This window comes from Acinetobacter sp. 18QD2AZ41W, from assembly GCF_009829025.1.
GTDB lineage: Bacteria > Pseudomonadota > Gammaproteobacteria > Pseudomonadales > Moraxellaceae > Acinetobacter > Acinetobacter pseudolwoffii.
In genome coordinates this window covers 1-23,980 of sequence record NZ_WURP01000009.1, presented here as the reverse complement: position 1 = coordinate 23,980, position 23,980 = coordinate 1, and the positions used below count along the sequence as shown (strand labels likewise).

Here is a 23,980-nt window from a genome sequence, read left to right as displayed (position 1 = left end):
AAGGTGTAGCTTCATCCTGGGTCATTTTATTATAAGTTGAGTACGCCAGGATGAGAAAGTCGATCAGATGAGATAGTTGCTCAGTGAAAATTTGGACGATAGTCAAAACTCTGGGTTGCGCTCTGATCGCGAAAAGGGCGAACTGCTTTTTTTCCTAACAGCATATTATTAATCACATTGTGTGGAAAAATCTGGATCTGGTTATTAAACAGTTCCACATTGCGATTATAAATGGTAATTGCCGCACCGACATTTTCATTCTGTTCTTCAATTTCAGCCATCATTTTCAGATAAATGTCATTGGCTTTTAGCTCGGGATAGTTTTCAACCACTACATTGAGGCTATGCATGAGTTGTTTGTTCAGGCTTTCAATGCGCTGTAACTGAGAAATGTCGGCATCGTTGATATTTAAATTCATGATGTTCTGACGCAGTTCGGTGACTTTTTCCAGTGTGCCTTTTTCAAAAGAAGAATATTGCTCGACCAGCGGCTGCAGCCCATCCAGAATTTTCAGTTTCTGCCGTTCATAACTGGCAACATCCGACCAGGCGCGAATCGTCGCGTTGTGATGACGGACAATACTGTTGCGGATCATAATGATCAGCACAATCAGCGCAATAATGATCAAACATAAAACCAAAAATCCCATGCGAGATCTCCCCAATTCATATTTATATTCTGAAAATATTGATTTAAAAAAAAGCAGTTATTTTAAAAACTGTACAAGATCATGTTGTAACTGTTCGAGTTGTCTTAATTTAAACGTTCTGAGATGGCCGCGCAATGTCGAAATATCATTGATATGACGATGCTTGCTCGACACCTGAAATAGGTCATGAGGCCCCAGATAGCAGAGCATCCGATTTTCTGGATGAAACAGTAAATCCCCCTGACGCTGTGCAAAAAAATCGGCCAGACGCAGTACAAAACCCGGACTGAGTAATTTGGCGGTTTGCATCGGATCACTGCCATAAAAGCTTAAGCGTTGATTGGTACGAATATCGCTACTATGCCAAGGATGGCTATAAGGATAATAAAATTTACGTCGAGAAGTCGTGACCGCCAGCCCCTGAATCTGGATATCAAAGACAAATACGCCCCACAGGTCTTTGTGAACCTGCATTAATTTAACCGGCTGCCCTTGCTTGTTGCGAACTTGTACTTCATCAATATAATGATATTGAAACAGCAGCACCTGATGTTGCTGGCCGTTTTCATCTTCCCATATCGTACTGGCATAACGTGTAATCTCATTACTCAAAGAACCTTGATTGAATAAGGGGAATAAACGTTTTAAATGTCCAATAAAATGCAGGGGATTTAAAGGAATTGAAATATGCTGTGGCTGTTGCTGAAAGGCAAGCTGATATTTTTTGGTCAGTGCTACATCTTCCAGAAAACCAATAACTTCATCTAGTGGTTGCTGCTGCTCATAGCAAAGATAGGCCCAGAACAGCAGCAGGCCGCCCAGAAAAACGCCACTTTGAATCCAGATATTTTCCGGTGCAATAAAAATGCTGACGATGAGCAACAAACCAATACCAGCCAGCGCCAATGGCAGATTATTTTCAAATTTTAGCGTTATCGGGCCATTCCAGGGATGCAATCCGTCAAGCAGGTCTTGATGACTCTTGGCTTGACGGCCCAAATCCCACAGCCGGGCGATATTCTGAAACACCACTGCATTTTTCTTGCGGCGAATATGAATGGACTGTTGTACAGACTCGATCGGCATGGGCAGCTATTCTCGCTATTGTGCCTGATCAATCAGCATGGCATCGCCATAACTGAAGAAGCGATAGTGGCTGTCTACTGCATGCTTGTAAGCATTCAGAATGTTGTCACGATTGGATAGGGCAGAAACCAGCATCAGCAGGGTCGATTCCGGTAAATGGAAATTGGTAATCAGACGATCGACCACTTTGAACTGATAACCCGGATAAATGAAAATCTGGGTATCACCGGTCCAGCCTTTCAGCTCACTGCCATTGGCCTGCGCCGCACTTTCTGTGGCACGGGTAGCCGTTGTACCAACGGCAATGACTTTATTGCCACGCGCTTTAGTTGTTTTGATGAGTTCCATCGACTCATCGGACACCTGGCACCATTCGCTGTGCATGATGTGATTTTCAATATCGGTAGTGCGTACTGGTAAGAATGTACCTGCGCCCACATGTAGTGTGACAAAGGTGGTTTGAATTCCTTTGGCTGCTAACTTTTTCAATAAGTCTTTATCGAAATGCAGAGAAGCCGTAGGTGCTGCGACACTGGCCAGCTTGGTTGGATCATTAAACACAGTTTGATAACGTTCGGTATCAATTTCTTCTGCTTCACGGTTGAAATAGGGCGGAATAGGGAGGGCGCCATATTTGTCTAAGACGTCTAAAATCGGCTGTGAAAATTCCACAATAAACAGGTTTTCATGACGACCTTGCACGGTCACTTTTACTGCATCTGGGCCAATAAACAGTTCTGCACCGGCTTTCGGTGAGTTGCTGGCCTTAATATGACAATGTGCAATAAACTGATCCATCATGCGCTCAACCAGTACTTCTACCGCGCCGCCTGAGGCACGTTTGCCTTTTAGACGTGCTTTCATGACTTTGGTGTCGTTCAATACCAGTAAGTCGCCGTCTTCAAGCAAGTCCAGAATATCGGTAAATTGATGGTCGTGATATTGACCGTGTGCATCGAGGTGCAGCAGGCGAGAGGCACTGCGTGTTTCCAGGGGATAGCGAGCAATCAGCTCATCGGGGAGATCAAAATTAAAATCAGAAAGTTGCATGATGATTTACGCTAAAAAAACTGCGGCTAGTATAAACTTTTTTCTTTTTTATGGCGGGAATTGCTCGATTTTAAAACGAAAAAATGCCATTTGTTTTAAAAATAAACAAATGTAAATATTCTGCGTTGACAGTGCCGAGAAATCGCGTATTATACCTTTCATCCACTCCCGAGGTGGTGAAATTGGTAGACGCGGCGGACTCAAAATCCGCTGTCAGAGATGACGTGTCGGTTCGAGTCCGACCCTCGGGACCAAAATTCTAGAAAACCCCAAGCACATTCAGTCTTGGGGTTTTTTATTGTCTGTATATTTAAAAGTATTTATTTTCATCATTTCTTAAAATGGTTTTTGACTGAATTTGAGTGGTTTTGTCAGTAAGATGATGATTTATATCTATAGCGAAAAATAGATTAATTGAATAACTTTGATACATCAATCAGACATAAAAAACCGGCGCCTAGACGCCGGTTTTTTTATTTTACATTACTGATCAAGTCAGTTTTGCAAAAGCTTAGATCGTAGCAAGTGCTGCATTCAAAGTAGCACTTGGACGCATCACTGCATTTACTTTCTCTTGATCAACAGCGTAGTAACCACCGATGTCTACTGATTTACCTTGAACTTCAGCAAGCTCAGTAACGATTTTCTCTTCATTTTCAGCTAAAGTTTTTGCAAGTGGTGCAAATTTCGCTTTCAATTCAGCATTTTCGTCTTGAGCAGCAAGTTCTTCAGCCCAGAACTTCGCCAGGTAGAAATGGCTACCACGGTTGTCGAGTTCGCCAGTACGACGAGAAGGTGACTTGTCGTTATCTAGCAATTTGCCAGTTGCACGGTCTAAAGTTTTAGCAAGTAACTTGATGTTGTCATTGCCTTCTTTAATACCCATTTCTTCTAGAGAAACTGCAAGCGCCATGAATTCACCCAGTGAATCCCAACGTAAGTGGTTTTCTTCAACTAACTGCTGTACGTGTTTAGGAGCAGAACCGCCTGCACCTGTTTCATACATGCCGCCACCCGCCATTAACGGCACGATTGACAACATTTTCGCAGATGTACCCAATTCCATGATCGGGAACAAGTCAGTCAGGTAGTCACGTAAAATGTTACCTGTTACAGAAATGGTATCTAGACCACGAGCAACACGTTCAAGCGTATAACGCATTGCACGTACTTGAGACATGATCTGGATATCAAGACCAGTCGTGTCATGATCTTTCAGGTATTTTTCAACTTTCTTGATCAGTTCGTTTTCGTGTGGACGGTACGGGTCAAGCCAGAAGATGGCCGGCATGCCAGAGTTACGTGCACGCGTTACTGCAAGTTTCACCCAGTCGCGGATCGGTGCGTCTTTCACCTGACACATACGCCAGATATCGCCTTCTTCCACGTTTTGTGACATCAACACTTCGCCAGTTTCAAGATCAACGATGTTGGCAATACCCGCTTCAGAGATCTCGAAAGTTTTGTCGTGTGAACCGTATTCTTCCGCTTTTTGTGCCATCAAACCAACGTTCGGTACGGTACCCATTGTACGTGGATCAAAATTGCCATTCCACTTACAGAAGTTGATCATTTCCTGGTAAATACGTGCGAATGTTGATTCAGGCATAACTGCTTTACAGTCATAAGGTTTGCCATCAGCGCCCCACATTTTACCGCCACCACGGATCATTGCAGGCATAGAAGCATCTACAATCACGTCGTTTGGTGAATGGAAGTTCGTGATGCCTTTGGCAGAATCAACCATCGCAAGTGCTGGACGGTGTTCTTGGCAAGCATGTAGATCTGCAATGATTTCTTCACGTACAGAGGTTGGTAGAGTTTCGATCTTTTCATAAAGACCAGCCATACCGTTGTTTACGTTCACGCCAAGCTCATCAAATAACTTGCCGTGTTTTTCAAATGCGTCTTTGTAGTAAATTCTCACACAGTGACCGAATACGATCGGGTGTGAAACTTTCATCATGGTTGCTTTCACGTGAAGTGAGAACAAGATGCCAGCTTCTTTACAATCATCTAATTCTTTTTCATAGAAATCGCAAAGCGCTTTTTTGCTCATGAACATTGAATCAATGATTTCGCCATCTTGAAGCGCAACTTTTGGCTTAAGAACGATGGTTTCACCAGACTTGGTGATCAATTCCATTTTCACATTACGTGCACGGTCTAAAGTCATCGACTTTTCGCCATGGTAGAAGTCGCCTTCGTCCATGTGTGAAACGTGAGTTTGAGACCACTGTTTCCACTCGCTCATAGAGTGCGGGTGTTTTTTCACATAGTTTTTAACGGCAGCAGGTGCACGACGGTCTGAGTTACCTTCACGTAGTACCGGGTTTACTGCTGAACCAAGACATTTGCTATAACGTGCCTTGATTGCTTTTTCTTCTTCAGTGGCCGGGTTTTCAGGATAGTCAGGAAGGGCATAGCCTTTAGACTGGAGTTCCTTGATACACGCTGTTAGCTGGCCAACAGAAGCACTGATATTTGGGAGTTTGATAATGTTCGTGTCTGGATCTTGTGTAAGACGACCTAGCTCAGCTAGAGTGTCAGGCACCTTTTGCTCTTCGCTTAGGTAATCTGTAAATTCAGAGAGCACGCGCACAGCTACAGAGATGTCACTTTTGACGATCTCAACGCCAGCTGGCTTAGTAAAGGTCTCAATGATCGGCAGCAGAGAATAAGTCGCCAGTAATGGCGCCTCGTCGGTCAGTGTGTAAATGATAGTTGACTTTCCACCAGCCATATATAGCCCCTTGCGTTGGATTGAGTTTCTGAGGACCGAACTTTTGGTCCAGCCTCATTGAACCGATTTGCTTAAATAAAAACATTGAGAGTATCGTCTTTCAGCGCATTTCAGTCAACGAAATATGCTTTTAGATTGAAATTTGGGCGAAAATTTGTACAGATTTGTATGGTTTAGCTGTGTTTGTATTTTGTACAAAAAAATAATTTTCGGCGCTTAGAAATCATTGTGGTGCTGGAAGGAAATTTTATGCTACCAGATTGTATTCACTGAAGATGAGTTTTTGAGCATTGGGCGGGATCGTGATGATCTCGAAATACAAATAAATGTTGAGTAATCAGATACTATTTCGGGACAATTTCTTAGGGTCAATTGAGGAAATTTGTCTTGACGAATCATCACCTCAATATCATGGAATTACTTTGCGATATACTTCTAAGTATTGATCAAATCATTCTTAAAATTGCAGCGAAATAAGGAAATCGAATGCCCAGTTTATTTATTGTGATGCTTGGTGGCCGTCATGCCCGTGCCAATACAGAAGTTCATGATGTGGTACTGGCAGTAGGCGAAACTCTGGAAGAAACCTATCCTCAACTGAAAAATGCCTGGTTTGCCGAGCAAAAAGGGCTGCATATTGATGCCTGGGCGCAAATTAATGGACTGGAGTTCGAGGGCAAAAATTATCACGTTCAATTTAGCGATGCTGCTCCGAATCAGGCTGCCGAAAAGCTTTGGCTGATTAATTTAGGGGGGTATGATGCACGTGAATTTGGTGAGCTGCACCGTTATGTGCTGGTGGTGGCACAGAATGCCATGGTGGCAAAACAGCGCGGTAAAGCTTATTTCGCCAAGCACTGGCAAAAACAGCATACTGACCGGGTGCTGGATGTCGATGATTGCATTGCGATTGATCAGGTGTATGGCCGATATGTACAGCTGGTCGAGGGACATTTTAGTGCGAATCGCTGGGAAAATACCTATCTCACGATTTAAAACTGAAGCATAGGGCTATAGCGTGGCTGAGGGTCAGGATTCGACGAGTGACTTAAAAAAAATCTTTATCAAAGTTCAATAATCTGCATAATACCGGAAAGGAAAAACAGCTTTTGACTGAGATGGAACATCTTAAATGGATTTAATTCAGGCAAATGGACAACCGCACTATGGACGTTTCAAGGAACTTCCAAAAAGTATTGACTATCAGGCATATCAATACAAGAACCCTTATGGTCAGGTGCTGTCAGGCTGGCGTAAGCATCTAAAATATAAGAAATTCAAATTTTGTAGTATTCAGCACGAACATTATACCATTGGGCTGGCGATTGCCGATATTGCATGGGCAGGGCACAGTTTTGTCTATGTCTACAACCATATGACCAATGATGTTCTGGAATGGAATGCGATTAATTTCCTGTCTCGCCATACTGTGCTGGACGAACAGCCATTATTCAATCACAGTTATTTCCATAAATCGCCTTTTCAGGTCGATATTCAGCATGCCAACGGTGTGCGCTATATCAATGTCAGTAAATACGGCGAAATTCAGCTCAGTGCACGAATCTTTTGTGCAGGAACCGATCCTTTAAGTATGTGTAGCCCAACTGGTATTAATGGTTGGACTTATACGCAAAAGCTCACGACCTTAGGTTGCGAAGGCTATTTTCTAAATAAACAAAAACAAAAGATTCAATTTAACGAACGAACTTTTGCCTTGCTGGATGACACCTGTGGTTTTCTACGTCCAGAAACTGCCTGGTTTTGGTTGTCATGTAACTTTTGGGATGCGACCAATCAGCGGATTGGAATTAATTTAGCATCCGGTGTTAACGAAAGCTTTGGTAATGAAAACTGTTTGTGGATCAACGGAAAAATTTATCCATTGGCTGATGTGCTCTTTCAGCAGGAAACTGAAACTCAATGGACGATTCAATCACTAGATGAAAAGCTGAATCTAACGGTGACAACCGGTTGGCGACGTTATGAAAATCTGAATTTGCGTCTGGTCGGCAGCCAGTTTAGCCAGTGGCAGGCCAAAGTCTGTGGCACCATTCAGCAGGATGATCAGGAAATTATTTTACTGAATGAATATGCCTTGCTTGAGCAGCATTATGCCAAGTGGTAAATCATCTTAAATCAAAAAGCCTTCAATTTTGAAGGCTTTTTGATTTAAGCGATGCTCACGTTTAGTCTTTCGCGGCCTGCCAGAAGGCTTCACCGGCTTGAATCGGATCGCCGGTTTCATTTAGGGTGTTGATCCAGACCTCGTATTGGGCAATCACTGGGTGCTGACTCGGATGAAAGTCTTTTTTAAACCAGTCTCGATACTGTTTGCCCATTCGGGCCAATGTGCCTTTTGGGCCAAAAAACCAGGGTAAGCTCTTGATATTCATCTGCAAGCGTTGCAAGGGACTAAAACCATCATGTTTCAGCATGACATTGGCACGGTAGACGGTAAAACTAAACATTAAAATGGTCGTGCTGACTAAGGTGGCTCGACGGGTAAATTCTGGGGTTTTGGCCACATTTTTCATCACATCAAAAGCTACATCGCGGTGTTCCATTTCCTCAATGGCATGCCAGGCCAATAATGCCCGTACAAAAGGATGGGCATCTTTCAGGGTCTGTTTTTGTCCATAAAAAGCTTCTGCCATAAGCGCCGTTAAATGCTCTGCCGCAGCGGTAATGGCAATATTAAACTGGGGTGAGCGGTGCTTCAGATCATAATTGAAAATTTTATTTAAACGTTCAATAAATTGGTCTACAGGCATGCCTTGTTCGCGCATCAACTGATTCATTTTGTCATGCGCGATGCCGTGCTGGGCTTCCTGGCGGATAAAATCCGCGACACGTTGTTGCAGCTCCGGGTCCTGGATCTGATCGCGGAACAGGCGGACACTCTGAATAAAATAGCGCTCGCCGTCTGGAAAGGTCAGGCTCAGGGCATCGAACATGCGTGTCATAAAGGGATCGCCGCCGAACCAGTAACGTGGAATTTCATCCAGTTTAAAATCAAGTTGGGTGCGAACCACAGGCTGTAGGGCGGATTTTAATATGGCGTTCATCTTGTAGATTCTTTTTTGTGACGATGCTGACAGTATGTCGGCGAATCTCGCCATTGTTTTGACAGAGCTTGCCAATTTTTATACATTTTATGCCAAATGAAAATAAAACTGGTCAGATTAGAGCTGCCAGCGAGAATCGCACATGCAAGACATAAAAATATCCAATGGTTATCTTCAGCTCTGGGCGACTTATTTGCGTGATTTGGGGATTGAACCCTTAACTGCCGACTTTCTGCAAGATGTACATGACTCGCTTGTGACCCTCATCGATCAGCCTTTTGATACACAAGTACCTTTGGAATTGTTGAATCATATTATTTTAACTACCCGGCAACATCTGAACTGTCCGCAGCTGATTTTTGAAATCGTGCAGGTCATTCGTCCTGAGCATTTTGGTGTACTGGGTTATATGGTTTCACGTAGCAGTAGTGTCGCGGAAATGATCGGCTATAGCATGCGCTTTCAGCGGCTGGTGATTGATGGCAGTGAATTCGTGCCTTTACAGTTGAAGCAGCATGAACACAGTATGGAACTCTATTGGGACTATTTAGATGGAAAATATAATTTGTTAAATGAGCTCACCATGGCAGCAATGGTGCAACTGGGACGGGTTATTTTGCAAGAGCAGCCACTTTTATTGCGTTGTGTACGACTGGCTCATGCAGCTGAAATGGCACAAATGCATTATCAAAAATTCTTTGCCTGTGAGGTTCAGTTTTCTCAAGATTATTATGCTCTGGAACTGGATGTACAGGGGCTAGGTCATGGGTCTGAGCAGGCAGATCCGATGCTGTTGCAGTTGCTGACTCTTCAGGCGGAACAGGCGATTGCAGCAAAAGCACCTGTTGAAAATACCTTGCAGCAAGCACAGCAAATCATTGCCGAACAGTTGCGAACCAGGCAACAGGCGATCAAAATTGAGCAGCTTGCCCAGCAGTTGTGGATGTCGACCCGAAGCTTGCAACGCTTATTCAGCATATATCAAACTTCATTTAAAAAACTGCTGCAACAGCAGCGCATCAAACGCTGTGAGATTTTGTTACAGCAGGGGCTTAGTCTGAGCGAGATTGCTGAAGCGCTGGATTATTCCGACCAGTCGGCCTTGGCCCGCGCCTATAAAGCAGCCACCGGACAGACTTTGTTCCAGCGCAAGAAACAGTTAAAGCATGCACAGCAATAAAAAAGCGACCCAATCAGATCGCTTTTTGATGTGAGGATGATACAGAGATTAAGCGGTTGCTTTAAGGTTGGGGAATCTCAACGCAATCGCAGCAATTGCGAAGATGGCCAGAATCCAGCAATAGTACAAGCCGCCAATCAGTTCAACCGGTGAGATTTTTGCAATCGAGCAGGCGAGGAGCAACTGTGCACCATAAGGAATCAGACCTTGTACCACGCAGGAGAAAATATCCATCAGTGCTGCAGAACGCTTGGGATCCACGCCGTATTCTTTGGCGACTTCACGTGCCATATCACCCGACAGAATAATTGCGACGGTATTATTGGCCACAAAGATATTTGAAAATACCACCAGAAAGCTGATCCCGATTTCGCCGGCCCTTTGCTGCCCAACTTTAAACAGACGGGTCAGGCTATAAATGCGCTCGATTAGCCAGCGTAAACCACCTTCACGTTGCATGATCGCTGACAGACCCGCCAGAAACATGGACAGTAATGCCACTTCAAACATGCCGACAAAGCCGTCATAAATCGAAGTATTCAGCTTGAGCAGGTTAAATTCAGGCGTCGCAAACAGACCGAACAGACCCGAAAGCAAAACACCAATGGTCAGTACTGCGAGGACATGCAGGCGACTAAAAGCCAAAACAAAGACCGCAATATAAGGTAAGACCAGTAACCAGTTAAAATCTTTATATTCTACGGAGCTGGAGCTGCCTGTACTTAAAATATAAATCACAATGGTGCTGATAGAGGCCGGTACAGCAATCCAGACATTGACTTTAAACTTGTCACGTAATTGCACCCGCTGGCTGGTGGTGGCTGCAATGGTGGTATCTGAAATCATGGAAAGGTTGTCACCGAACATGGCACCGCCTACGACTGCACCAATGGCGTAGATCACATTAATATCGGTGACCTGGGTAAAACCAAAGGCAATCGGGGCACAAGCTGCAATGGTGCCCATGGAGGTGCCCATCGCCGTGGCAATAAATGCCGAGATGATAAACAGCATCGGCAAGATAAATTCAGGCGGAATAATCGACAGGCCCAGTTGTACCGTGGCATCCACACTGCCAATCGCACTGCTGACACTGGCAAAGGCACCGGCCAGCATAAACACCATAAACATCAAAATTAAGTTCGGATGACTGGCCCCTTTTAGAAAGGCTTCAATGCCCTGATTGAGTTTGCCGCGATACACCAATGCAGCCAAAATAATCGCAGGCAGGGCAGCAACAGGCGCTTTCACCTGATAGAACGCAAATTCGGTTCCAATCAGGGAATGATAGATCCCGCTACCCAAAAATAGGGTTAAAAATACAATAAGCGGCAGCAGTGCAATGGCGCGTGCCTGCACTGTAGCCTCAGAATCAGTCTGCATAGGAGATAAAAAAGTAAGAGAATAGGACTAGTATAAAGCAGGTTTTGCAATTTCAGAAAACTTTAAATGAATGCGCTAACATCTGCATTTTTATTAATTTTTGCATGATAAAAATAAGTTTATCTAAATATTCAGGATTTTAGCTAATAGCAAAATTAGGCATCTTTGATCATTGTGAAAAAAATCAAAATAATCGTAAATAGACCCTTCCGAATTGTTTTGAAATCTTCGTACAGGAAATGAAATACTCGAGGTCGGTATCGCAGACTGTTCATTGGACAAAAAATAGCGTTACAATGCGACGTCTTGTATTTTTACATAGTCAATGCCTCAAGTTTGAAACACGTTAAGGAAAGCTCAGCCCTATGTCACGTTTAGCCACACGATTTGAACAACTTAAATCTCAACAGCGTAAAGCTTTAGTTTCTTATGTGATGGCTGGTGATCCGCATCCAGAGGTCACTGTACCTTTGCTCCATGCAATGGTAGAGGCGGGTGTCGATGTGATTGAGCTGGGTCTTCCTTTCTCCGACCCGATGGCAGATGGTCCCGTAATTGCTTTAGCGGCTGAACGTGCGCTGGCAGGCGGAACCAATACTTTGGACGCACTGCACATGGTGAAAGAATTTCGCTTGAAAGATCGCGAAACACCTGTGGTGCTGATGGGTTATCTGAATCCGGTCGAAGTGATTGGCTATGAAAAGTTTGTGGCTTATGCTTACGAATGTGGAGTAGATGGCGTGCTGCTGGTGGACTTACCGCCAGAGGAAGCACAAAGTCTGGGTGAAGTACTGGAAAAATATGACATGGATCAGATTTTCCTGCTGGCACCCACTTCAACCGATGCACGTATTCAACACGTAGCGAAACAGGCCACTGGCTTTATCTACTATGTATCCTTGAAAGGCGTGACCGGTGCAGCAACTTTAGATGTCTCTGAAGCCGCTGCCCGCATTCAAAAGATTAAAGCTGTGACTGATGTTCCTGTAGGCGTAGGTTTCGGTATCAGCGATGCTGCATCTGCGAAAGCGATGGGTGTTGCTGCCGATGCAGTTATTGTGGGAAGTGCGTTTGTAAAGCAGTTTGCAACGCTTGCACCAGAACAAGCCGTTATTGCGACGGTGAATAAAGTCAAGGAGCTTCGAGCAGCGCTCGATGAGTTATAGTATGAGTCAACCCGTGAAATCAGGCAAAATTCTGAGCCCATCGACCCCATGGACGGAACGCATTGTTCCAGGCATTCATGTACCCGATGAGCAAACGATCTACAAAGCGACATTTACCGAGCCTACGGTCGAGTGTCCTGAATGTCATGCTTTGGTGACCCGTACCGCGATGTCATTCAATGCCTATGTTTGTCCGCAGTGTGATGAGCATTTACGCATGAAAGCCCGTGATCGCCTGAACTGGTTCTTTGACCAGGTACAGACTGAACTGGGTCAGGAGTTTAAGGCTAAAGATCCGTTAAAGTTTGTCGATAGTAAAGCTTATCCAGAGCGTATGGCAGAAGCACAAAAGAAAACCGGCGAAACCGAAGCGTTGGTCGTGATTCAGGGTCTGCTCAAAGACGTCCCAATGATTGCCTGTGCATTTGAATTCGATTTCATGGGCGGCTCTATGGGAACAGTGGTCGGTGACCGTTTTGTTCAGGCGGCAGAGCGTGCGATTGAAGCCCGTCAGCCCTTGATCTGCTTTGCTGCTTCAGGCGGTGCACGTATGCAGGAAGGCATGTTGTCCTTGATGCAAATGGCACGTACTTCGGCTGCTATCCAGCGTTTAAAAGAAGCAGGCCTGCCTTATGTGGTGGTATTGACGCATCCGGTATACGGTGGTGTCACTGCATCACTGGCGATGCTGGGTGATGTACATCTGGCTGAACCGAAGGCGATGATTGGCTTTGCCGGTAAACGAGTGATCGAACAAACTGTCCGTGAAAAACTGGAAGAACCGTTCCAGCGCGCGGAATATTTGCTTGATCATGGGGTAATCGATCAGATTGTTCACCGTCACGCATTACGTGATACAGTTTACCGTATTGTTACGAAATTGATGAACCTGCATTGAACACAGCACCGCTAGCAACAGATTCTTTAAGTACATGGCTCGATTATTGGAGCCATGTTCACGTTACGGGTATTGATTTAGGTCTGGAACGGGTTATTCCGGTGGCTGAAAAGCTCGGTGTGACACATCCGGCGGCCAAAGTGCTGACGGTGGCTGGAACCAATGGTAAGGGTTCAACCACCACCACACTGGCTGCGATTTTGAATGCACAAGGCTTCAAGGTCGGACTGTATCAATCTCCACACGTGTATCGTTTCAATGAGCGGGTAAAATTGCGCGGCATTGAAGTTGAAGATCAGTTGTTGGTGGATGCTTTTGTTCAGGTGGATCAGGCTCGTCGCGAATGTGATTTGAGCCTGTCTTTCTTTGAAGCGACCACTTTGGCCGCTTTTGTGATTTTTAAAGATCAGTTATGTGATGTCTGGGTGCTGGAAGTCGGTCTGGGCGGTCGTCTGGATGTGGTTAATGTGGTTAATCCGGATGTAGCAGTGATTACCAATATTGGTCTGGATCATACCGATTGGCTCGGTGATAGCATCGAGAAAATTGCCTTTGAAAAAGCCGGAATTATCCGGCCGAATATTCCGGTGGTATTTGGTGGACAGCAACAGATTCCACAAGCCATTTTAGCTAAAACTCAGCAATGCAACGCGCCCCTATATGCGGTGAATCGTGATTATTTCTATGAAGCATGTGCAGATGGCCAGTCTTGGGCCTTTGCCTCTTCGGGTACGACCTTAAAACTTCCAACAGGTTCACTGGCGCTAGATAATATTTCTACCGCTGTGGCTGCAATTTTGCTGAGCGGTTTAACGGTCAGTCAGGATGTGATGGCACAAGGGATTCAAACGGCAAAGTTGCCGGGACGTTTTGAAGTCTGTCAAATCCAGAATAAAACCGTGATTTTTGATGCCGGACATAACCCGCATGGGGTCGAGTTTCTGCTGAAACAGTTGCGAAACTATTTAAATTACAATCAAAACTATAAAAATATCGTTTGTGTGTTTTCAATGTTGGCAGATAAAGATATAAATTCTGTCACCAAGTTATTGAAAGACACGGTTCAATTGTGGAAAATTGCACCATTATCCGTCCCACGTGCGGCAGAGCTCACAATTTTAGCTGAGGCTCTAGGCGGTGAGGCGGTAGAACAATTTGACAATGTGAAATTAGCTTTTAAATCAGCACTGGATCAAACAGATAATAATCAGCTGATTTTGGTATGTGGATCATTTCATACCTTAGAAGCGGTATGGGAGTATTTGGAAGAATGTCAATGAATAACAAACAGCGCTGGATGGGCGGTGTTGTTTTACTCGGTGGTGGTGTTTTATTGGCAGCATTACTCCTGAAAGGTCAAGATGAAATCAAGCAGGATCGTCAGCAGAAACCGGCACAGGTTGCGGAAGTGGAAACTAAGGATGCAGTGAATCATTCGCTGGGTTCCTTGACGGTCGATGTGGAAACAGAAAAGCGTTTACTTGAACAGCAACGCCGTGATCGGGAAAAATCTGTGGCAGAGCAGGAGGCTCGTGCGGCTGAATTTTTAGCGATGCAGCAGCAGGCAGAAGCAGATGCGGCGCGTAAAGCGGCTGAAGAATATGCTGCACTTAATGCGCATCGTATGGGACAGCAAAGCTCGGATAATATTCCACCAGAACTGGTCGAAGACGAACAGGCCAAACAGAAACGCTTGGCTGAAGAAAAGGCTGCACAAGACAAAAAGCTAGCCCTGCAGAAGCTTGAGCAGCAAAAAGCCAACAGTTCAACTGAAGCGGCCAAGAAAGAAGCGGAGCGTAAAGCCGCTGAAAGCAAAGCGGCTGAAGAAAAACGTAAATTGGAGCAACAGCAAAAAGCCGAAGCAGAACGTAAGACGGCTGAGGCAAAACGTAAGGCTGAGGAAGAGCGTAAGGCAGCCGAGAAGAAAGAAGCTGAACGTAAAGCCGCCGAAGAAAAACGTAAAGCCGAAGACAAACGTAAGGCTGAAGAAGCCAAGAAAAAGGCAGCAGAAGACGCCAAAAAGAAAGCAGAAGCTGAGCAGGCACGTAAATTGCTGGAAGGTGAAAGTGACAAGCAGTGGATGGTGCAGGTCGCACTGGCAGCCAATGAAGCCAATGCAGATGCGGTTGCGGCAAAACTGCGTGCCAAGGGTTATAAAGTGACCAAGAGTCCAACCTCTAAAGGGATTCGTATCATGGTCGGTCCATCAAAGGATCGGGAAACTGCTGATGCTTCGCGTAAAAAAATCGCTGCAGATGACAGTCTGAATATGAAATCTGCCTGGGTGATTGACTGGGTGCCTTTAGATAAGCGTAACTAAGACAGCGTATTACTGTACTTTGGTTTAAAATGGATTCAGGTTATGCCTGGATCCATTTTTATTGGGGAGCAAAAATTAAAAAGGTGACAAAGCTCTCAGGATTAAAAAAGCCTATCTAAAGATAGGCTGGTGATGAACTTCGAACTCGGCACGTCATTCGGGTTAGAAATTCAGTTTTAATCTTGCTGCTTTTTATATAGATACATCAACGTTAAGAGTGGATGTACTTATACATATTCTTTATGAACAGAGCAGTGCTTCGTTTATTCTTACAGTCACAGCCTAGCTTCTTGTCTTCTTGCGGAATATATGTCCTCAGGACAGAGCAGTGCTCCGTTTTATCCCGTGCTACGCACTTCGCTTGTCTTGCGCAAAATTAAAAAGGAGTCCTTTTAATTTGTGTCACTCGAAGCGTAGCTTCTCGTCTTCTTGCGGAATATATTCCTCAGAGCGAAGCAGTGCCTTGCTGATCCTCACTCAGGATGTGGCGTTAAGCGCAGGTAAGGCGTGACCGCGGTATACCCTTTAGGAAAACGTTGTGCAATTTCAGTCTCATCTTTTAGGGAAGGCACAATCACCACATCATCGCCATGCTGCCAATTGGCCGGTGTTGCGACTTTATGGCTGTCGGTGAGTTGCAATGAATCCACCACACGCAAGATTTCATGGAAATTACGACCCGTCGATGCCGGATAGGTAATAATCAAACGGACTTTTTTGTTTGGATCGATGACCACCAAAGAGCGAACTGTGAGCGTTTCACTGGCATTCGGGTGAATAAAGTCATATAGTTCAGACACTTTACGATCCTGATCGGCAATGATTGGGAAATTGACCGTGGTATTCTGGGTTTCATTGATGTCTTTAATCCAGCCCTTATGTGATTCAACATCATCAACCGATAAGGCAATGGCTTTGACACCACGTTTTTCAAATTCATCCTTCAGCTTTGCGGTATAGCCAAGTTCAGTGGTACATACCGGCGTATAGTCCGCCGGATGTGAAAATAAAATGCCCCAGCTATCGCCCAGAAAATCATAAAAATTAATCAGGCCTTTACTGGATTGCTGTTCAAAATTCGGTGCGGTGTCGCCTAGACGTAAACTCATCTTTTGCCTCAATTGGTCTTTTAATGTAGAGATGAGATTTAATATGAACTAATTTTTTTATGATTAAAAATAGTGTTTTTAGCTTTCTTTATGAATAAATTACATAAGTCATTTGTTTTATCTATCTAGAATCAAACAAATCAGTCGTCTAATTGACTATATTGCACAGCTAAAGTTTGCTACATTACTTTGCCTTAGATCTCGGGGCTAGAACTCAGGATCAGATTTTTTTCAGCGGTTTTATAGCAAAACCCTTGTAGTTCAAATTTCTAGCACCATAATAACGACTAAGAACATATTCATTTGACAAGCAAGATTTAGAGAGTCTATTCATGTTGGCAAGTCTGATCGGAGGAATCTTCGGTACCAAAAATGAGCGCGAACTCAAACGCATGCGTAAAATCGTAGACAAGATTAATGTGCTCGAGCCGACGATATCTACCCTTAGCGATGCAGACTTATCTGCAAAAACTGAAGAATTCAAACAACGATATAATAAGGGTGAAAACCTCGATAAATTATTGCCTGAAGCATTTGCAGTCTGTCGTGAAGCCGCCAAGCGGGTCATGGGCATGCGTCATTATGACGTGCAGCTGATCGGTGGTATTACCTTGCACGAAGGTAAAATTGCAGAGATGCGTACCGGTGAGGGTAAAACCCTGATGGGTACCTTGGCCTGTTACCTGAATGCCATCAGCGGTCAGGGTGTGCATGTCATTACCGTGAACGATTACCTGGCACAACGTGATGCCGAGCTCAACCGTCCATTATTTGAATTTTTGGGTTTAAGCATCGGGATTATTTATTCCATGCAAAATCCGATGGAAAAAGCGGAAGCTTATCGTGCCGATATTACCTACGGTACCAATAACGAATTTGGCTTTGATTACCTGCGTGACAACATGGTGTTCTCGCTGGCTGAGAAAAAGCAGCGTGGTTTAACCTATGCGATTATTGATGAGGTCGATTCGATCCTGATTGATGAAGCACGTACTCCGCTGATTATTTCCGGTCAAAGTGAAGATTCTTCACAGCTTTATGCAGCCATTAATAATATTCCACCAAAATTACAGGCACAGAAAGAAGAGAAAGTGCCGGATGGCGGTCACTTCTGGATTGATGAAAAACAGCGTTCAGTTGAAATTACTGAAGTGGGTTTTGAAACCATTGAAAGTGAACTGATTGAAATGGGCTTGTTGGCAGAAGGCGAGAGCTTGTATTCAGCGTCGAACCTGAATCTGTTGCATCATGTGACTGCGGCAATTCGTGCCCATTATTTATATCAACGTAACGTGCAATACATCATCAATGATGGTGAAGTGATTATCGTCGATGAAAATACCGGTCGTACCATGCCGGGCCGTCGCTGGTCTGAAGGTTTGCATCAGGCGGTAGAAGCCAAAGAAGGTCTGGAAATTCAACCAGAGAACCAGACCCTGGCAACCACAACCTTCCAGAACTATTTCCGTCTGTATAAAAAATTATCGGGTATGACCGGTACCGCTGATACTGAAGCCGCGGAAATGAAAGAAATTTATGGTCTGGATGTGGTGCTGATTCCGACCCATCGTCCAATGATCCGTGATGACCAGAACGATTTAATCTATTTAAATCGTGAAGGCAAATATAACGCGATTATTCAAGAAATTCAGCGTGTGCATGAAGCCGGTGTTGCGCCAATCTTGATTGGTACGGCAACCATCGAAGCATCTGAGATTCTATCCGATAAGCTGAAAGCTGCGGGCATTACCCACGAAGTACTGAATGCCAAACAGCACGAACGTGAAGCGGATATTATTGCGCAAGCTGGTGCGCCGCGTGCCGTAACCATTGCCACCAACATGGCGGGGCGTGGTACCGATATTCTGCTGGGTGGTAACTGGAAAGCATTGCTGGCCAAAATTGAAAATCCGACAAGCGATGACGAAGCGCGTCTGAAAGCGGAATGGGATGTTAATCATCAATCTGTTCTGGATTCGGGTGGCTTGCATATTATCGGTTCTGAACGTCATGAATCACGCCGTATCGATAACCAGTTGCGTGGTCGTGCAGGCCGTCAGGGGGATCCGGGTGTATCGCGTTTCTACCTGTCGCTTGAAGATGACTTGATGCGTATTTTCGCCGGTGACCGTGTGGTGGGTATGATGCGTGCCATGGGCTTGCAGGAAGATGAAGCGATTGAACACAAAATGGTGTCTCGCTCGATTGAGAATGCACAGCGTAAAGTCGAAGCACGTAACTTCGATATTCGTAAGAACTTGCTGAAATACGATGACGTGAATAACGAACAGCGTAAGATTATTTATAGTCAGCGTGATGACATTCTGGCAGAAAATTCGCTGCAAGATTATATTGAAGAAATGATCCGTGAAGTGATGCAGGGTGTAATTGCCAATTATATTCCGCCTGAGTCGATTCATGACCAGTGGGATATTGAAGGTCTGGAATTGGCCTTGCGTGAAGACATGTCACTGGATCTTCCTATCGCACAATGGCTGGAACAGGACCGTCGTCTCGATGAAGAGGCATTGGTGGTGCGTATTAGCGATGAAGTACTGAATCGTTACCGTTCACGTCGTGAACAAATGGGTGCGGAATCTGCAGCATCGCTTGAACGTCACTTTATGCTGAATTCTCTGGATCGTCACTGGAAAGAACATCTGGCAGCGATGGATTACTTGCGTCAGGGCATCCATTTACGTGGCTATGCACAGAAAAATCCAGAGCAGGAATATAAAAAAGAAGCCTATAACCTGTTTGTGAATATGCTGGGTGTCATCAAATCGGATGTCGTTACAGATTTATCGCGTATTCATGTTCCAACACCTGAAGAGCTGGCTGAAATGGAAGCGCAGCAGCTGGCACAGGCTGAGGCAATGCGTTTGCAGTTATCTCATGATGAGTTCGACGGTTTACTGGCAGATGAACATGAAAATACGACTGAACAAAATGCTGAGGCAAATCCGGTAGCGCCAGTCTTTGAAGCGCCGGCAAGCCGTAATGCACCTTGTCCATGTGGTTCAGGCCTGAAATATAAACAGTGTCATGGCAGAATCTAAGCGATATTGAAAATCAGAGCCACATGGCTCTGATTTTTTATGTATAAAGATTTTTCAGAAACTGAATACTATTTGCAGTCCTGCGGATTAAATGGTATTTAATGGCTCATTCAACACCGAAAAGTGGAATAACCTGAATGAAAAAAGTATTAAAAACGCTCATGATTGCCGCTTTGGCCATGCCTGCTTTAAGTTTTGCAGAAACTGCAGCCACCACGACACTTGATAAAGTTCAGCAAGCAGTGGGTTCTACTACAGCTCAAGTACAACGTACAGATGAACAAGTGACCGTGGCCAGCCCGCGTACCGGGATTCGTTATACCTTTGCCAATCAGAATCGCCCGATTGTGTTGCAGACCGCTGCGATTGCACCGGCCAATGCGGCCAATGCAGATCGTATTGTGGCATCTAATCCGGCACTTTCTGCCGCGAGTCAGCAGCAAGCGAAGCAGGCTTTATTAAATGAAGCAGGGCAACTTGCGAAAAATTAAAATCTCCGATTTTTTAAAATGCAGAAACCAGTCTTGATGACTGGTTTTTTATTGTGAAAATCCATCATAAATCTCAAGCTGACTCAGGCTTTGGCTCGATTTTTTGTTGCAGATCAACTAAGCTGTATTTTTCCGAAACTTCAATATTGGACTTTAAAATGGCAGTTGGTGACGTATCTATGCCACAGATGCATGTGGTAAAAGGGGTTAAAATTGGTTCGGCTGAAGCCTATGTGCGCTATCAGAACCGACGTGACCTGGTGATATTTGAACTGGCTGCAGGCTCCAATGTTGCAGGGGTATTTACTCAAAATGCCTTCTGCGCAGCCCCGGTGCATGTATCTAAAGCGCATTTACAGGTAGGGAATCCGCGTTACCTAGTGATCAATACCGGTAATGCCAATGCAGGAACTGGTCCTACAGGCATGGCAAATGCAGAAGCCACCTGTGCCAAGCTGGCTGAACTGGCAGGGATACAGGCTGCTGAAGTTTTACCATTCTCTACGGGTGTCATTGGCGAGCAATTGCCAATGGAGCGTTTGCTCAGCGGTTTACAACCTGCGCTAGACTCATTGCGTGATGATGCCTGGGTCGATGCTGCAACGGGAATCATGACCACAGATACTACACCGAAAGGCGCTTCAGAGCAGTTCGAGCTGGATGGTGCCACCTATACCATGACCGGTATTTCCAAGGGTGCCGGCATGATTCGTCCAAATATGGCGACTATGCTGGGTTATGTGGCAACCGATGCTCCAATCAGCCGTGAACTGGTTCAGCAGTTATTAACAGAAACAGTAAATGTGTCGTTTAACCGCATTACCATCGATGGTGATACTTCAACCAATGATTCCTGCATCTTGATTGCCACAGGTCAAGGCGGGGGGGCTGAAATTACTTCGACTGAAGATCCACGTTATGCAGTCGTGCTTGATGTGTTAATGCGTACCATGAAACGCTTGGCGCAACTGATTGTGCGTGATGGTGAAGGTGCCACCAAATTTATTACAGTTGCGGTAGAAGGTGGTGCTAATATTCAGGAATGCTGTGATGTGGCTTATAGCATTGCACATTCGCCATTGGTTAAAACTGCGATTTTTGCTTCTGATCCAAACTGGGGGCGTATTCTGGCAGCGATTGGTTATGCTGGTGTGCCGAATTTAGACGTTGCAAAAATTCAGGTTTGGTTAGATGATGTACAAATCTGTAAAGATGGTGGTGCGGCGGCAGACTATACTGAAGCAGCTGGTGTAGGTGTGATGGCCCAAGCTGAAATGACGATTCGTGTTGATCTTGGACGTGGTACAGCGAAAGACACGGTCTATACCTGTGACCTGTCTTATGATTACGTCAAGATTAATGCAGATTATCGTTCATAATTCAGATCGTTTCTAAAGCCTCCGTTGTGGGGCTTTTTTTATATCTTATGATTTTTAATGACTGGTCAAAAATGGCATTTTGCCAATTGTGATTAGGGTGTAGGGTAAATGTCCGTGTCATAACGGATAATTAGGGTAGAGTAAGAGTTGTTATGAATAGTGCGACCAAATTAATAGCCAATGAAGCAAAGTCGATTGTGCAGGCGCATTTAGATCGTTTAGGCGTTCCTCAAGAACATCAAATGAGCCAGCAGGAAAAATTAGACAAATTTGCACAAATCAAGGCTGAGCTGGAAAAACAGGATGCCGTTTTGGTGGCGCATTATTATTGCGATCCTGAAGTGCAAGAACTGGCTGAGTTGACCGGTGGTTGTGTTTCGGATTCTCTGGAAATGGCACGTTTTGGTCGCGATCATCCAGCCTCTACGTTGGTGGTGGCAGGAGTGAAATTTATGGGTGAAACCTCAAAAATTTTATCTCCAGATAAAACCGTGCTGATGCCAACCCTGGAAGCAACCTGTTCACTGGATCTTGGTTGTCCGGTTGATGAATTTACAGCTTTTTGCGATGCGCACCCCGATCATACCGTGGTGGTGTATGCCAATACTTCCGCAGCGGTGAAAGCGCGTGCCGATTGGGTGGTGACTTCTAGCTGTGCAGTGGAAATTATTGAACATCTGGATAGTCTCGGTGAAAAAATTATCTGGGCGCCGGATCAGCACTTGGGCCGATATATCCAAAGCAAAACCGGTGCAGAAATGTTGCTCTGGGATGGTGCCTGTATCGTGCATGAAGAATTCCGTTCACGCGGTATTGTCAATATGAAAGCACTCTATCCCGATGCTGCGGTGTTGGTACATCCGGAATCCCCCATGTCTGTAGTCGAGATTGCCGATGCAGTAGGCAGTACCTCGCAACTGATTAAAGCCGCACAGACTTTGCCACATCAGCGTTTAATTGTGGCTACGGATCGTGGTATCTTCTATAAAATGCAGCAAGCAGTTCCCGATAAAATCCTGATTGAGGCACCAACTGCGGGGGAAGGGGCAACCTGTCGTTCTTGTGCGCATTGTCCGTGGATGGCAATGAATGAGCTGGATGGTATTTTGCATGTATTACAGCATAAGGATCAGGAAGTACATGTCGATCCTGTACTGGCTGAACGCGCAAAACTGCCTCTAGATCGCATGTTGAATTTTAGTGCCGGACTAAAACGTTAAAATTTGTATAAAAAATGTCTGAAGCGCTTGATAAATAAACGCTTGGCGCGTTTTTTAGGTTTTTTTTTAAGATAGGTGTTGACGTCTCCGGGCGTCACGCCTAGAATGCACACCGTACCGAACGATGTTCGATACGAAAGCTGAGATGAATCGGAGCATAGCACAGCCTGGTAGTGCACCTGGTTTGGGACCAGGGGGTCGTAGGTTCGAATCCTACTGCTCCGACCAATTCTTCAAGGCAAATGATGTTTGCATCAGTAACGCGCTTGTAGCTCAGTTGGATAGAGCATCCGCCTTCTAAGCGGATGGTCACAGGTTCGAATCCTGTCAGGCGCGCCATTTGGTCGCTTGATGTTAAGAATCAAAATGATGGTGGATGTAGCTCAGTTGGTAGAGCCCTGGATTGTGATTCCAGTTGTCGCGGGTTCGAATCCCGTCATTCACCCCAACTTTTAAAGTTGAAATCGGAGCATAGCACAGCCTGGTAGTGCACCTGGTTTGGGACCAGGGGGTCGTAGGTTCGAATCCTACTGCTCCGACCATCTCCTTAAAGATGGTCGAGATAAAAGATACCGCGTTAAGCGGTTTTTTTATGCCTAAAATTTAATAAGTATAAAAAATACACAATATTATTTATAGTCGCCTTTTTGATAATTGTTTATGTAATCACTTGTATCTCTATATCAATTTATTTTTCACTCAATATAGCTTATGCAGGTGAGATGGGTTTTTTATTTTATGTCTTTTGCTGAAGAAGGATTATGATGCGTTTAAGGGTGGAGGAATATTGAGGCATTCTCATTTTCGTATTATTTTATTTTGGTGAAGTGTATGAGTTCCTCAGCATTTATATAAAAGGGAAATATAAATAATTTATCAGTCTTGATATCTATATTTTTCTTGCTAAAGAAAAGATAAATTAAAATATAAATCTGAAATCCACCAGAAATAGCTTTTATAAGTAAATAAACACTATAAACCTCCTTGGAGTGTATGTTTTATGATCAAAAAATAGAAAAACCTGCATTTTTTGTAGAATAAATAAACAGTCGTTGGGTTTTTGCTGAATTATTTAAAAATAAGGGTTGTGTTGAGTGTGAAATGCTGTAGAATGCACATCCATCGGCAGTGATGAAGATTAAAACTTCTGATAAAACAGTAACTTAGCACGAAGTGTTAAG

The 23,980-nt window shown here is 44.6% G+C and carries 18 protein-coding genes and 5 tRNA genes; 16 read left to right on the top strand and 7 right to left on the bottom strand.

Features of this window, described 5'->3' with window-relative positions; all coding sequences use genetic code 11:
- Positions 1-80: 80 nt before the first annotated feature.
- The 3 genes from GVV58_RS11905 to queA are packed head-to-tail and all read right to left on the bottom strand — an operon-like array spanning position 81 to position 2,786.
- Complete coding sequence (locus tag GVV58_RS11905; protein ID WP_005098074.1) at positions 81-650, bottom strand: LemA family protein; 570 nt, start codon at positions 648-650, stop codon at positions 81-83.
- 57 nt (positions 651-707) lie between these two features.
- Positions 708-1,736, bottom strand: a complete 1,029-nt coding sequence (locus GVV58_RS11900) for a hypothetical protein (RefSeq protein ID WP_159516637.1) — start codon at positions 1,734-1,736, stop codon at positions 708-710.
- 15 nt (positions 1,737-1,751) lie between these two features.
- On the bottom strand, positions 1,752-2,786 hold the full coding sequence (gene queA, locus GVV58_RS11895) for a tRNA preQ1(34) S-adenosylmethionine ribosyltransferase-isomerase QueA (RefSeq protein WP_159516636.1): 1,035 nt from the start codon (positions 2,784-2,786) through the stop codon (positions 1,752-1,754).
- Positions 2,787-2,953: 167 nt separating this feature from the next.
- On the opposite strand from queA, the gene GVV58_RS11890 reads away from it, so the two are divergent.
- Positions 2,954-3,040: transfer RNA gene (locus GVV58_RS11890), tRNA-Leu, on the top strand.
- Positions 3,041-3,297: 257 nt separating this feature from the next.
- Here the strand turns inward: GVV58_RS11890 and GVV58_RS11885 are convergent.
- Complete coding sequence (locus GVV58_RS11885) at positions 3,298-5,529, bottom strand: NADP-dependent isocitrate dehydrogenase (RefSeq protein ID WP_100357986.1); 2,232 nt, start codon at positions 5,527-5,529, stop codon at positions 3,298-3,300.
- A gap of 486 nt (positions 5,530-6,015) precedes the next feature.
- On the opposite strand from GVV58_RS11885, the gene GVV58_RS11880 reads away from it, so the two are divergent.
- Both GVV58_RS11880 and GVV58_RS11875 read left to right on the top strand, forming a co-directional pair.
- Entirely contained in the window at positions 6,016-6,525 is a 510-nt protein-coding gene (locus GVV58_RS11880) for a DUF1543 domain-containing protein (RefSeq protein WP_005098068.1), read from the top strand.
- A 136-nt stretch (positions 6,526-6,661) separates the two neighbouring features.
- Complete coding sequence (locus tag GVV58_RS11875; protein ID WP_100329830.1) at positions 6,662-7,654, top strand: DUF2804 domain-containing protein; 993 nt, start codon at positions 6,662-6,664, stop codon at positions 7,652-7,654.
- A 61-nt stretch (positions 7,655-7,715) separates the two neighbouring features.
- Here GVV58_RS11875 and GVV58_RS11870 read toward each other — a convergent pair whose 3' ends face one another.
- On the bottom strand, positions 7,716-8,594 hold the full coding sequence (locus GVV58_RS11870; protein ID WP_159516635.1) for a metal-dependent hydrolase: 879 nt from the start codon (positions 8,592-8,594) through the stop codon (positions 7,716-7,718).
- A 142-nt stretch (positions 8,595-8,736) separates the two neighbouring features.
- Here GVV58_RS11870 and GVV58_RS11865 point away from each other — a divergent pair, with 142 nt between their 5' ends.
- Positions 8,737-9,774, top strand: coding sequence for an AraC family transcriptional regulator (locus GVV58_RS11865; protein ID WP_159516634.1), 1,038 nt, complete (start codon positions 8,737-8,739; stop codon positions 9,772-9,774).
- 48 nt (positions 9,775-9,822) lie between these two features.
- On the opposite strand, the gene GVV58_RS11860 is transcribed toward GVV58_RS11865, so the two are convergent.
- A complete protein-coding gene (locus GVV58_RS11860) occupies positions 9,823-11,157 on the bottom strand; it encodes a Na+/H+ antiporter NhaC family protein (protein ID WP_159516633.1) in 1,335 nt (444 codons plus the stop codon).
- Between the two features lie 365 nt (positions 11,158-11,522).
- Here GVV58_RS11860 and trpA point away from each other — a divergent pair, with 365 nt between their 5' ends.
- Genes trpA through GVV58_RS11840 form a run of 4 tightly spaced genes read left to right on the top strand, consistent with a single transcriptional unit; the run spans position 11,523 to position 15,541 of the window.
- A complete protein-coding gene (gene trpA, locus GVV58_RS11855) occupies positions 11,523-12,323 on the top strand; it encodes a tryptophan synthase subunit alpha (protein WP_005098062.1) in 801 nt (266 codons plus the stop codon).
- A 1-nt stretch (position 12,324) separates the two neighbouring features.
- A complete protein-coding gene (gene accD / locus GVV58_RS11850; protein ID WP_034608357.1) occupies positions 12,325-13,221 on the top strand; it encodes an acetyl-CoA carboxylase, carboxyltransferase subunit beta in 897 nt (298 codons plus the stop codon).
- Positions 13,218-14,501: a bifunctional tetrahydrofolate synthase/dihydrofolate synthase gene (folC, locus tag GVV58_RS11845; protein WP_159516632.1), complete on the top strand. Its 1,284-nt coding sequence runs from the start codon at positions 13,218-13,220 to the stop codon at positions 14,499-14,501. The genes accD and folC overlap by 4 nt, the downstream gene beginning before the upstream one ends.
- Positions 14,498-15,541: an SPOR domain-containing protein gene (locus GVV58_RS11840; protein WP_005098058.1), complete on the top strand. Its 1,044-nt coding sequence runs from the start codon at positions 14,498-14,500 to the stop codon at positions 15,539-15,541. The genes folC and GVV58_RS11840 overlap by 4 nt, the downstream gene beginning before the upstream one ends.
- A gap of 473 nt (positions 15,542-16,014) precedes the next feature.
- Here the strand turns inward: GVV58_RS11840 and GVV58_RS11835 are convergent, their stop codons facing one another.
- Positions 16,015-16,650: a peroxiredoxin gene (locus GVV58_RS11835; RefSeq protein WP_005098056.1), complete on the bottom strand. Its 636-nt coding sequence runs from the start codon at positions 16,648-16,650 to the stop codon at positions 16,015-16,017.
- Positions 16,651-16,982: 332 nt separating this feature from the next.
- On the opposite strand from GVV58_RS11835, the gene secA reads away from it, so the two are divergent.
- From secA to GVV58_RS11795, 8 genes are all read left to right on the top strand, one after another.
- Complete coding sequence (gene secA, locus GVV58_RS11830) at positions 16,983-19,709, top strand: preprotein translocase subunit SecA (protein ID WP_005098055.1); 2,727 nt, start codon at positions 16,983-16,985, stop codon at positions 19,707-19,709.
- Positions 19,710-19,846: 137 nt separating this feature from the next.
- On the top strand, positions 19,847-20,200 hold the full coding sequence (locus tag GVV58_RS11825) for a hypothetical protein (protein WP_005098054.1): 354 nt from the start codon (positions 19,847-19,849) through the stop codon (positions 20,198-20,200).
- Between the two features lie 158 nt (positions 20,201-20,358).
- On the top strand, positions 20,359-21,579 hold the full coding sequence (argJ, locus tag GVV58_RS11820) for a bifunctional glutamate N-acetyltransferase/amino-acid acetyltransferase ArgJ (RefSeq protein ID WP_159516631.1): 1,221 nt from the start codon (positions 20,359-20,361) through the stop codon (positions 21,577-21,579).
- A gap of 152 nt (positions 21,580-21,731) precedes the next feature.
- Positions 21,732-22,799 (top strand): quinolinate synthase NadA, encoded by a 1,068-nt coding sequence (nadA, locus tag GVV58_RS11815; RefSeq protein WP_159516630.1) that lies wholly within the window; start codon positions 21,732-21,734, stop codon positions 22,797-22,799.
- Between the two features lie 151 nt (positions 22,800-22,950).
- Positions 22,951-23,027: transfer RNA gene (locus GVV58_RS11810), tRNA-Pro, on the top strand.
- A gap of 34 nt (positions 23,028-23,061) precedes the next feature.
- A tRNA-Arg gene (locus tag GVV58_RS11805) sits at positions 23,062-23,138 on the top strand.
- A 33-nt stretch (positions 23,139-23,171) separates the two neighbouring features.
- A tRNA-His gene (locus tag GVV58_RS11800) sits at positions 23,172-23,247 on the top strand.
- Positions 23,248-23,264: 17 nt separating this feature from the next.
- A tRNA-Pro gene (locus GVV58_RS11795) sits at positions 23,265-23,341 on the top strand.
- The last annotated feature ends 639 nt before the right edge of the window (positions 23,342-23,980 follow it).